Here is a 6612-nt window from a genome sequence, read left to right as displayed (position 1 = left end):
CGTCGGCTACGAGATGGCCCTGCTCGTCGACCGAGCCGGCGCCGTCCTCACCCCCGCACTCCGCGCGGAACTCCAGGGCAGTCTCCTGCACTGACGGTTCGTCGGATACCGTCCAGGTATTCGAAGTACCTCCGCGTCCTTCCCGGGCCCGCTTCGGCGGGCTCGGGTTCGGACGTCGTACGGCCTTCGCACCACCGGCTCCGGACTCGTACCGAAGCTCGCACCGCACCGCCGCACCTTGTGAGGAGAGGAACCGTGACACCGCCCGACGACCGCAGCGGCCAGTACGGCGTTCCGTACCCTGGCACAGGCCATGACGCCTTCGGAGCACCCGGCGCCGGCCACGGTCAGCCGTACGGTCGGCAGCAGTACGGACAGCCCCAGCAGGACCCGTACGCCCGACCCGAGCAGCAGTACGGCCAGTACGACCGGCCCGACCCGTACTCCCGGCCGCAGCCCGCCTTCGACACCCCGCCGGCCGGCTACCCGACGCCCGCGCCCGGCCCGGTGCCCGGCCAGGCCCCCGGCTACCAGCCGGCCCAGGAGCCCGGGCACGTCGAGGAGTTCGAGGACGAACCGGACTCCGGCCCGCTGATCCGACCGTTCGCCATGACCGGCGGTCGCACCCGGCCCCGCTACGAGCTCGCGCTGGAGGCCCTGGTCTCCGCGGACGTCGACCCGCAGCGCCTGGCCACCCTCCTCCCGGAGCACCAGCGGATCTGCACCCTGTGCAGAGAGGTGAAATCCGTCGCCGAGGTCTCGGCGCTGCTCTCCCTTCCCCTGGGAGTGGCCCGCATCCTCGTGGCCGACCTGGCCGAAGCCGGCCTGGTCGCCATCCACCAGCCCGCTTCCGGCGGCGAATCCGGAAACCAGCCCGACGTCACGCTGCTCGAAAGGGTCCTCAGTGGACTTCGCAAGCTCTAACGCGGCCGCCCCCACCCGCGCCACCACCTCCGCGAAGATCGTCATCGCGGGCGGCTTCGGTGTCGGCAAGACCACGCTCGTCGGCGCCGTCTCCGAGATCAACCCCCTGCGCACCGAAGCCGTCATGACCTCGGCCTCCGCCGGCATCGACGACATCAGCCACGTCTCCGGCAAGACGACCACCACCGTCGCCATGGACTTCGGCCGCATCACCCTCGACGAGGACCTCATCCTCTACCTGTTCGGCACCCCCGGACAGGACCGCTTCTGGTTCATGTGGGACGACCTCGTCCGGGGCGCCATCGGAGCCGTCGTCCTCGTCGACACCCGACGCCTCGCCGACTGCTTCCCCGCCCTCGACTACTTCGAGAACAGCGGCCTGCCCTTCGTCGTCGCCCTCAACGGCTTCGACGGCCACCAGCCGCACACCCCCGACGAGGTCCGCGAAGCCCTCCAGCTCGGCGCCGACACCCCGATCATCACCCTCGACGCCCGGCGTCGGGACAGCGCCAAGAGCGCCCTGATCACCCTGGTCGAGCACGCCCTGCTGGCCCGACTGCGGTGACCGGCGTGCCTGTGGCCCACGGGACTTCGCCGAGTCCCGCGGGCCACAGGGGGTTTCGGGGCGGCTACTCGGTCGGCTCCAGGCCGGAGCGGATCAGGCCGTAGGTGTACGCGTCCTCAAGTGCCAGCCAGGAGGCCGCGATCACGTTGTCGGCCACGCCGACCGTGGACCAGGTGGAGGTTCCGTCGGTGGACTCGATCAGCACCCGGGTCTTGGAACCGGTGCCGTGCTGCCCCTCCAGGATGCGGACCTTGTAGTCCACCAACTCGAAGGTGGCCAGCGGCGGGTAGATGCCCTCCAGGGCCGTCCGCAGCGCCTGGTCCAGCGCGTTGACCGGGCCGTTGCCCTCGCCGATGGCGATCCGGCGCTCGCCCTTGGCCCACAGCTTGACGGTCGCCTCGTTGCCGGAGACCCCGTGCGGCCCCTGCTCGCTGATGGTGCGCCAGGACTCCAGCCGGTAGAAGCGCTCCCGGCTGCCGCGCACCTCGTCGCGCAGCAGCAGCTCGAAGGAGGCGTCGGCGGACTCGTAGGTGTAGCCGAGGTTCTCCTGCTCCTTCACCTTGGCCACCACCCGGCCGGCCAGGTCCCGGTCGGTGGACAGGTCGTAGCCGAGCTCCTTGCCCTTGAGCTCCACCGAGGCCCGGCCCGCCATGTCGGAGACCAGCATCCGCATGGTGTTGCCGACCAGTTCGGGATCGGTGTGCTGGTACAGGTCCGGGTCGACCTTGATCGCGGAGGCGTGCAGCCCCGCCTTGTGGGCGAAGGCGGAGAAGCCGACGTACGGCTGGTGGGTGGACGGGGCCAGGTTGACCAGCTCGGCGATCGCGTGCGAGATCCGGGTCATCTCGGCCAGCCGGCCCGCGGGCAGCACCCGGCGGTCGTACTTCAGCTCCAGCGCGCCGACCACCGGGAACAGGTTGGCGTTGCCGACCCGCTCGCCGTAGCCGTTCGCGGTGCACTGCACGTGGGTGGCGCCGGCGTCCACCGCGGCCAGGGTGTTGGCCACCGCGCAGCCGGTGTCGTCCTGGGCGTGGATGCCGACCCGGGCGCCGGTCGCCGCGATCACGTCCGCGACGGCGTCCCGGACGCCGGCCGGCAGCATCCCGCCGTTGGTGTCGCACAGCACGACCACGTCCGCCCCGGCCCGGTGCGCGGTGCGGACCACCGCGAGGGCGTACTCGCGGTTCGCCCGGTACCCGTCGAAGAAGTGCTCGCAGTCCAGGAACACCCGGCGGCCCTGGGCGCGCAGGAACTCGACGCTGTCCCGGACCATCTCCAGGTTCTCGTCCAGGGTGGTGCGCAGCGCCAGCTCGACGTGCCGGTCGTGCGACTTGGCGACCAGGGTGATGACGGGGGCGCCGGAGGCGACCAGCGCGGCCAGCTGCGGGTCCTCGGCCGCCTTGCCGCCGGCCCGGCGGGTGGCGCCGAAGGCGACCAGCTGGGCGCTGCTCAGCTCCAGCTCGGCGGCGGCGCGGGCGAAGAACTCGGTGTCCCGGGGGTTGGCGCCGGGCCAGCCGCCCTCGATGAAGCCGACCCCGAAATCGTCCAGGTGCCGGGCGATGGCCAGCTTGTCCGCCACCGTAAGGTTGATGCCCTCCCGCTGCGCGCCGTCGCGCAGGGTGGTGTCGAACACGTGGAAGCTGTCGTCGGTACGGCTGGCCTCGGTCATGACCCCTGGTTCTCCGTTCGGGGAGGTTGGTACTGCTCTGCCGGATTCGTCCCGGCTCCACTGTCCAGGATCCCGCGCGCGGCCCCGGTGTCCCCGGGCCCCTCGTGGGGGCCGTCGGCCGGTCCGGGCTGTGCTCAGTGGGCGGTGCCCAAAAAGCGAAAAGACCCCTCGCGGGTGCGAGAGGTCTGCGCGCGGGTCTGGACGCTCGTGGTCGCTCCGCATCGGGTCCTGCGGAAGCGGTCACTGCGGACCGGCGCGCCTGCTGCTAATAATCAGCGAAAGCGAGGACACGCTCGCAGTCTGGCACAGCCTCCGGAATCCGGCCCGCCCGTCTCGCGATGCGAAACGGGGCAGGCCGGAGGGGGTTCCGGTGTCCGGATGATCAGACGATCTTGTGCAGCCAGTGGTGGGTGTCCGGCTGCTGGCCGCCCTGGATGGCCAGCAGGGCGCGGCGCAGCTCCATGGTGATCGGGCCGGGCTCCCCGTCGCCGACGGTCCAGTCGGCGGCCGCGGACTTCACCGAGCCGACCGGGGTGATCACGGCGGCGGTGCCGCAGGCGAAGACCTCGGTGAGGGTGCCGTCGGCGTTCGCCTGCTGCCACTCGTCGGTGGAGATCTTCCGCTCCTCGACCGCGTAGCCCAGGTCGGCGGCGAGCTGGAGCAGCGAGTCGCGGGTGATGCCGGGCAGCAGCGCGCCGGACAGCTCCGGGGTGACGATCCTGGCGTCCTTGCCCTCGCCGAAGACGAAGTACAGGTTCATGCCGCCCATCTCCTCGACCCACCGGTGCTCGGCGGCGTCGAGCCAGACCACCTGGTCGCAGCCCTTCTCGGCGGCCTGGGCCTGGGCGACCAGCGAGGCCGCGTAGTTGCCCGCGCACTTGGCCGCACCGGTGCCGCCGGGCGCGGCCCGGACGTACTCCTTGGACAGCCAGACCGAGACCGGCTTGATGCCGCCCTGGAAGTAGGCGCCGGCCGGGGAGGCGATGATCATGAAGAGGTAGGAGTTAGCCGGGCGGACACCCAGGCCGACCTCGGTGGCGAACATGAACGGACGCAGGTAGAGGCTCTGCTCCGGCTCGCTCGGAACCCATCCCTGCTCCTGCCGGACCAGCAGCTCGACGGCCTCGACGAAGGTCTCCACCGGCAGCTCCGGCATCGCCAGGCGGCGGGCCGAGGCCTGGAAGCGCAGGGCGTTGGCCTCCGGGCGGAAGGTCGCGATCGAGCCGTCGGCCTGGCGGTAGGCCTTCAGGCCCTCGAAGATCGCCTGGCCGTAGTGCAGGGTCATGTTCGCCGGGTCCATCTCCACCGGCGCGTACGGGACCAGCTGGGCGTCGTGCCAACCGCGGCCCTCCGTCCAGCGGATGGTGACCATGTGGTCGGTGAAGACGCGGCCGAAGCCGGGGTTGGTCAGCCGGGCCTCGCGCTCCGCTGCGGGCAGCGGGTGGGCGGAGGGCTTGAGGTCGAACGTGATGGGCGCCTGGGTGGGCGTGCTCATGGCTGTTTCCTTCACCGTGGGGTTCGTTCGGGCCGCCACCGCCGAAGGAACGTTACGGCGATCCAACGCCGGAACGCGCGCGCAACGGCACGGCCCACTGTCGATACTCGCATCCAGAGGGCCGTGCCGAACAGCTGCCCGCTCCTTGGGGAGCTGCAAGCTGCGGTTATGCGGTCCGGCCCACCTGGGCCGGATCCTTGTCGGGTCCGGCCCGCTAGCCGGACACCGCTTTCGGTTCCGGCCCGCTAGCCGGATACTCGGCCGGCGAGCGCGTCGCCGACCTGGGAGGTGGAGCGGGTGCCGGTGCGCTCGGCGAGGTCCGCCGCGACGGCGGCCTCGACCTTGGCGGCCTCGGCGGTGAAGCCGAGGTGCTCCAGCAGCATGGCGACCGACAGCACGGTGGCGGTCGGGTCGGCCTTGCCCTGGCCGGCGATGTCCGGGGCCGAGCCGTGCACCGGCTCGAACATGGACGGGAACTCGCCGCTCGGGTTGATGTTGCCGCTCGCGGCCAGGCCGATGCCGCCGGTGACGGCCGCGGCCAGGTCGGTCAGGATGTCGCCGAACAGGTTGTCGGTGACGATGACGTCGAAGCGCTCGGGCTGGGTGACGAAGAAGATCGTGGCCGCGTCGACGTGGAGGTAGTCGGTGGTGACCTCCGGGAACTCCGCGCCGACCTCGGCGAAGATCCGCGACCACAGGTGCCCGGCGTGCACCAGCACGTTGTTCTTGTGCACCAGGGTGAGCTTCTTGCGCGGCCGCGCCTGGGCCCGGCGGTAGGCGTCGCGCACCACGCGCTCGATGCCGTACGCGGTGTTCAGGCTGACCTCGGTGGCCACCTCGTGCGGCGTCCCGGTGCGCAGCGAGCCGCCGTTGCCCACGTACGGGCCCTCGGTGCCCTCGCGGACGACCACGAAGTCGATCTCCGGCTGGCCGGCCAGGGGCGACGACACCCCGGGGAACAGCCGGCCCGGCCGCAGGTTGATGTGGTGGTCGAAGGCGAACCGCAGCTTCAGCAGCAGCCCCCGCTCCAGCACCCCGGACGGCACGCTCGGGTCCCCGATGGCACCCAGCAGGATCGCGTCGAAGGCCTTGAGCTCCGCCAGCACGCTGTCCGGCAGCGTCTCCCCGGTCCGGTGGTAGCGCCGGGCCCCGAGGTCGTACTCGGTGGTCTCCAGCTTCACGTCGGCGGGAAGCGCGGCCCCCAGGACCTTCAGGCCCTCGGCCACCACCTCCTGACCGATGCCGTCACCCGGGACAACTGCGAGACGAATGGTGCGAGACATGCTCGGACCCTACTCCGGTGTCCCAGGGACTGACACCTCACGTCCAGCATCTGGACCGATCAGGTCAGATCGATCTCCACCGGGAACGGCTGATCGACCTTCAACTGCTTGTGGTAGATCCCCGAAACGACGTAGCCAGTAGCGGGATCCAGCTCGTAGACGTAGACAACCGGTTTGCCGTCATCGTCGCTTTCCACTCGCCAGAAATGCCTGATGCCTGCCGCCGCGTACTTGCGAGGCTTGGTGTCCCGGTCGCGCTCCCGGGATTCCTCGGAGACGACCTCGACCGCAAGCAACACATCCCTCGCGTCGCAGAAGGTCTGCTTCGGGCCCGTGACTCCTCGCTCGTCAACCACCAGGAGGTCCGGTTCCGGGCGGTTGCGGCGGTCCAGCCTCACTGTCATCTCCCGCCAGACGTCCCAGCCCTCCGGCGCCGCTGCCTCCAGGGAGCGCTCCAACATGCGGAGGGTTCGCATGTGGAACGCGGTCTGCGGACTCACGAAGATCAGGCTCCCGTCGATCAGCTCGGTGTGCGGCGGGAGATCGGGCAGCCGGTCAAGATCCTCTGCGGTGTAGCCACCAGCAGGAGGCCGAATCCAGTCGGGGTACGGCGCGATGCTCATGGTTCCTCCCATACGGGCATCCTGACGGCCCTCCCAGGCTACTCGGCAAAGCC

Annotated in this window: 6 protein-coding genes and 1 pseudogene; 3 read left to right on the top strand and 4 right to left on the bottom strand. The window is 70.8% G+C overall.

What is annotated here, in order from left to right; genetic code table 11:
* From ACIRVF_RS20000 to ACIRVF_RS19990, 3 genes and pseudogenes are all read left to right on the top strand, one after another.
* A pseudogene (locus ACIRVF_RS20000) lies at nt 1-94 on the top strand (roadblock/LC7 domain-containing protein); the annotation flags it as partial.
* Nucleotides 95-255: 161 nt separating this feature from the next.
* Nucleotides 256-924 carry a DUF742 domain-containing protein gene (locus ACIRVF_RS19995; protein ID WP_402819132.1) on the top strand — a complete coding sequence of 223 codons (669 nt, stop codon included), beginning with the start codon at nt 256-258 and terminating at the stop codon, nt 922-924.
* Nucleotides 905-1489, top strand: a complete 585-nt coding sequence (locus ACIRVF_RS19990) for a GTP-binding protein (protein WP_402819130.1) — start codon at nt 905-907, stop codon at nt 1487-1489. The genes ACIRVF_RS19995 and ACIRVF_RS19990 overlap by 20 nt, the downstream gene beginning before the upstream one ends.
* Nucleotides 1490-1553: 64 nt before the next feature.
* Here ACIRVF_RS19990 and cimA read toward each other — a convergent pair whose 3' ends face one another.
* The 4 genes from cimA to ACIRVF_RS19970 form a co-directional block, all read right to left on the bottom strand.
* The gene (gene cimA / locus ACIRVF_RS19985) at nt 1554-3158 is read right to left on the bottom strand and encodes a citramalate synthase (protein WP_402819127.1); all 1605 of its coding nucleotides are present in this window, start codon (nt 3156-3158) and stop codon (nt 1554-1556) included.
* 382 nt (nt 3159-3540) lie between these two features.
* The gene (locus ACIRVF_RS19980; RefSeq protein ID WP_402819125.1) at nt 3541-4653 is read right to left on the bottom strand and encodes a branched-chain amino acid aminotransferase; all 1113 of its coding nucleotides are present in this window, start codon (nt 4651-4653) and stop codon (nt 3541-3543) included.
* Between the two features lie 245 nt (nt 4654-4898).
* Nucleotides 4899-5936 (bottom strand): 3-isopropylmalate dehydrogenase, encoded by a 1038-nt coding sequence (locus ACIRVF_RS19975; RefSeq protein WP_402819122.1) that lies wholly within the window; start codon nt 5934-5936, stop codon nt 4899-4901.
* Nucleotides 5937-5995: 59 nt separating this feature from the next.
* Nucleotides 5996-6559 (bottom strand): Uma2 family endonuclease, encoded by a 564-nt coding sequence (locus ACIRVF_RS19970; protein WP_402819119.1) that lies wholly within the window; start codon nt 6557-6559, stop codon nt 5996-5998.
* Nucleotides 6560-6612 lie beyond the last annotated feature (53 nt).

The sequence above is a fragment of the Kitasatospora sp. NPDC101157 genome (assembly GCF_044768255.1).
Lineage (GTDB): Bacteria > Actinomycetota > Actinomycetes > Streptomycetales > Streptomycetaceae > Kitasatospora.
Note: the sequence above shows the minus strand (reverse complement) of the source record. Positions and strands in the feature narration are given on the sequence as shown.

What these genes read in the sequence shown, in the direction of transcription:
- ACIRVF_RS19970 (WP_402819119.1), bottom strand. Translation starts at nt 6,559, where the DNA reads ATGAGCATCGCGCCGTACCCCGACTGGATTCGGCCTCCTGCTGGTGGC.
- ACIRVF_RS19980 (WP_402819125.1), bottom strand. Translation starts at nt 4,653, where the DNA reads ATGAGCACGCCCACCCAGGCGCCCATCACGTTCGACCTCAAGCCCTCC.
- cimA (WP_402819127.1), bottom strand. Translation starts at nt 3,158, where the DNA reads ATGACCGAGGCCAGCCGTACCGACGACAGCTTCCACGTGTTCGACACC.
- ACIRVF_RS19975 (WP_402819122.1), bottom strand. Translation starts at nt 5,936, where the DNA reads ATGTCTCGCACCATTCGTCTCGCAGTTGTCCCGGGTGACGGCATCGGT.